Here is a 2,310-nt window from a genome sequence, read left to right as displayed (position 1 = left end):
CATAGGTCAGGAGAACGGCGAAACGGCTTGAACTACTTAATCTCTTTGTGGACGGTGTGGCGGTTGCAGTGGGGGCAGAATTTCTTCAGCTCTAAGCGGGCTGTTGTGTTGCGGCGGTTTTTGGTGGTGGTGTAGCGGTTCACGCCTGGAGAGCGCTTGTTGACGTTGGTGCGGCACTCCGTACACTCCAGAGTAATGATGATGCGGGCACCCTTTGCTTTGGCCATGACGGATCCCAAGACGAAGGTAAACGGCAATGAGGAAACTGCAATCCCAGATCCTGAGGCTGGAGATGGGGGTTTACCTCGATAAGCGCGATCACCAATTATCCAACTTTTCCTTGACGGAATCAACCCAAGTTTTCACTTGCTTGCCCGTTTGTTGCCGTAGGCTACGGGCGTTGCGATCCACATCTTTGCTCAGGCGCTGCAACTGCTTGGACAGATCCCGCACGGTGTCATTGCGCTGGGCTTGGCGCAGCAGGTCGCGAGCAGCCGATTTGACGTCGTCAGCAGCGTCCCCCTCTAGGATGTCCTGCAAAAACCGCAAGACTTTTTCATCCAGGTGGTAGCCCCGCTCCGCTTCCACCACTAGGGTGCGTCCAGCCCGGTCGTGAATGGTTTGGCGTTTTTCCTTGTCGAAGACGGCAAACAGCCCATCCGCAGCCAGAGGCACCAGCAGGGCCTCTGTAAGCACAAAGAGGGAGAGCACTCCCTCTCGAGCCAGAGAGCGAACCAGGTGCGGCGAGGCTTCGGTTTCGGGATCCAGGGTTTTGATGTTCAGCAGCCATTTGCCGAGGCTTTGGCCCTCAGGACGGGATTGGAAATAGCCGCGGTTCACCAGCCAGGTAGCGAAGAAGGCGAGATAGCCGGTCATGTCCACGGCGCCTGCATTGGCTCCTACCAGAGCAGCCAAGCCTTGGGCTAGGTAGGAGATCCCCAGCCCCAGCCCAAAGTCGAGGGCAAAAGCCCCAATTCGTTTGCTCCAGGGAGCCAATTTTGGCAGGGTTTCCCCCTCAGCAGCCGTTTGCGGGGCTGGCCGCTCGGCTTGAACCGGGGGCAGAGAAGTGGCAGGGGGCAAAGCGCTGAAGGTTCGCCACTCGCCAGCACTTTGATCCAGTTGTTCGGTTTTGGGCCGCTCTGGAAATTGGGGGCGTTCGGGGTAGGGTCTGGGATCCGTCATTGCCGGTTGAGACAGTCAGTTCTACCATTCTAGCGAGGCAAGCCCACACCCACCGGCAGAGGGGACGGGCTGCGACGGGGGATCTCGTAGGTCAGCCGATCGCGGGCCAGCAGGGTATTGGGAAAAATGGCCTGAGCTTCTGCCAGCAGGTCTTCCAAGGTAATGGGGGCCTCTGGGGTGTAGCGGGGGCTGAAGTGGGTGAGGATCAAAGCTTGGGCCTTGGCTTCGGCGGCCACTTGGGCGGCCATGGCGGCGGTGGAATGCTTAGAGCGGCGGGCCAGCTCCAAGTCAGCCTGAGCGTAGGTAGCCTCGTGGATGACCAGATCCGCAGCCCGGGAGAGATCAACAGCATTGCGGCAGAAAATCGTGTCGGTGCAGTAGGAGAATTTGCGGCCCGGAATGGGATCCCCGACATAATCCCGTCCGTGAAAGCAGCGGCCCTGCCAGATGATGGATTGGCCGGCCTTGAGCTGCCCATACAGAGGGCCAAAGGGGATCCCATCGGCTTGGGCTTTGGCCACATTAAAGCTGCCTGGCCGATCCTGTTCCACCACGCGGTAGCCGAAGGCGGGCACCCGGTGATCCAAGGGCGCGCAGAAGACGGAGTATTCCGGCTCTTGCAGGATGAGACCGGTTTCGACGGTGTGAACGCGGAAGCCGTAGGGGATCCGGGTCTCGCTGTAGCGCAACACGGCCTTCAGGTACTCTTCCAGGCCCGGCGGGCCGTAGATATCGATGTGCTCAGGGGTGCTGCCCAAGCCACAGGAGGCCAACAGCCCCGGCAGGCCGTAGATGTGATCCCCGTGCATGTGGGTGATAAAAATGCGGCGCAACTGGCTGGGGCGCAGCTCATCTAGGCGCAGCAACTGGTGTTGGGTGCCCTCGCCGCAATCGAACAGCCACCATTCCGACCGCTGGGGAAACTGCACCGCCACCCCAGAGACATTGCGCTGGCGGGTGGGCATGCCGGAGCTGGTGCCCAAAAAGGTGATCCGAATGGCATTGGGATCTGTCACAGGGGCAAGACCTCAGGGATTGGGATCCCTAGCTTACCAATTGCTGATACATTTACGCTGAACACTGCTGAACATCACTGTTCAACTATGCAGCGATAGCATTCTGTTTGTT

3 protein-coding genes are annotated in these 2,310 nt (G+C 59.4%); all 3 read right to left on the bottom strand.

The features are described from left to right. Nucleotides 1–32 precede the first annotated feature (32 nt). The 3 genes from rpmG to NW837_RS14685 all read right to left on the bottom strand — a co-directional run bounded on the left by rpmG (nt 33) and on the right by NW837_RS14685 (nt 2,180). Nucleotides 33–227 carry a 50S ribosomal protein L33 gene (rpmG, locus tag NW837_RS14695; protein ID WP_011433240.1) on the bottom strand — a complete coding sequence of 65 codons (195 nt, stop codon included), beginning with the start codon at nt 225–227 and terminating at the stop codon, nt 33–35. A gap of 91 nt (nt 228–318) precedes the next feature. Continuing rightward, on the bottom strand, nt 319–1,182 hold the full coding sequence (locus tag NW837_RS14690) for an RDD family protein (RefSeq protein ID WP_414332311.1): 864 nt from the start codon (nt 1,180–1,182) through the stop codon (nt 319–321). Between the two features lie 29 nt (nt 1,183–1,211). Continuing rightward, nucleotides 1,212–2,180, bottom strand: coding sequence for a ribonuclease Z (locus tag NW837_RS14685; RefSeq protein ID WP_041437346.1), 969 nt, complete (start codon nt 2,178–2,180; stop codon nt 1,212–1,214). Nucleotides 2,181–2,310: the final 130 nt, after the last annotated feature.

This window comes from Synechococcus sp. R6-10, assembly GCF_047461815.1.
Lineage (GTDB): Bacteria > Cyanobacteriota > Cyanobacteriia > Thermostichales > Thermostichaceae > Thermostichus.
This window is presented reverse-complemented; position numbering and strand designations above follow the sequence as displayed.

Coding starts and splice junctions, on each gene's coding strand:
- rpmG (WP_011433240.1), bottom strand. CDS start 227: ATGGCCAAAGCAAAGGGTGCCCGCATCATCATTACTCTGGAGTGTACG.
- NW837_RS14690 (WP_414332311.1), bottom strand. CDS start 1,182: ATGACGGATCCCAGACCCTACCCCGAACGCCCCCAATTTCCAGAGCGG.